General features: G+C 35.9%; 2 protein-coding genes. Both read right to left on the reverse strand.

What is annotated here, in order from left to right; genetic code table 11:
• Positions 1-57 precede the first annotated feature (57 nt).
• Positions 58-405, reverse strand: a complete 348-nt coding sequence (locus L641_RS0111810; RefSeq protein WP_024601764.1) for a copper resistance CopC family protein — start codon at positions 403-405, stop codon at positions 58-60.
• A gap of 245 nt (positions 406-650) precedes the next feature.
• Positions 651-989: copper resistance CopC family protein (locus L641_RS0111815; protein ID WP_024601998.1), on the reverse strand; the 339-nt coding region annotated here is incomplete at its 5' end.

The raw sequence follows: 989 nt of genomic DNA on the forward strand, positions 1-989 counted from the left end.
GACAGTACAATGACTGTATTCCAGATATACATTTCCATATCAATCACACCGCCTATTTTAGTGAACCATAAAGCCGAAGCTATGTTTCATTTTATGACCATCGTTACCTAAGAAGGTTACATCCACAGCATAGTTTGCAGGAGCTAATTTAGGTAGTTTCCATGTAAATTTGCTAGTAGCGACTTTAGAAGGCTCGAATCCAAATTTAAATTCTTCGCCTTGTTTATTGGCCAATGAAACTTTTACAACCCGTACCTCTTTGTTGAACACCAAAGTTAACTCTTCTGGAGGATTCATTAGCATTGCATTATCAGCAGGCACACTTTTTTCAAGATGCACATGCGCAAATACCGCACTACTAAAAACGACACTGATTACGGTTAAAAATTTAATTAGCTTTTTCATATTTACCTCTATTTTAGTTTGTTGAAATTGCTATTTATGGTTTCTTAACTTCGCTAAGCATTACTTTTTAGCTCCGCCTTAGAAAGCTCCTTATTACAGCATTAGTATGAGATTCATTATTCTCAAATATTTGCCTGAAAAATGTATAACCTGCAATACAGGCAAAGCCGACGTAAAATACAATTTTTGACAGTACAATGACTGTATTCCAGATATACATTTCCATATCAATCACACCGCCTATTTTAGTGAACCATAAAGCCGAAGCTATGTTTCATTTTATGACCATCGTTACCTAAGAAGGTTACATCCACAGCATAGTTTGCAGGAGCTAATTTAGGTAGTTTCCATGTAAATTTGCTAGTAGCGACTTTAGAAGGCTCGAATCCAAATTTAAATTCTTCGCCTTGTTTATTGGCCAATGAAACTTTTACAACCCGTACCTCTTTGTTGAACACCAAAGTTAACTCTTCTGGAGGATTCATTAGCATTGCATTATCAGCAGGCACACTTTTTTCAAGATGCACATGCGCAAATACCGCACTACTAAAAACGACACTGATTACGGTTAAAAATTTAATTAG

This window comes from Pseudoalteromonas sp. TB41 (genome assembly GCF_000497975.1).
In the GTDB taxonomy this organism is placed as follows: domain Bacteria; phylum Pseudomonadota; class Gammaproteobacteria; order Enterobacterales; family Alteromonadaceae; genus Pseudoalteromonas; species Pseudoalteromonas tetraodonis.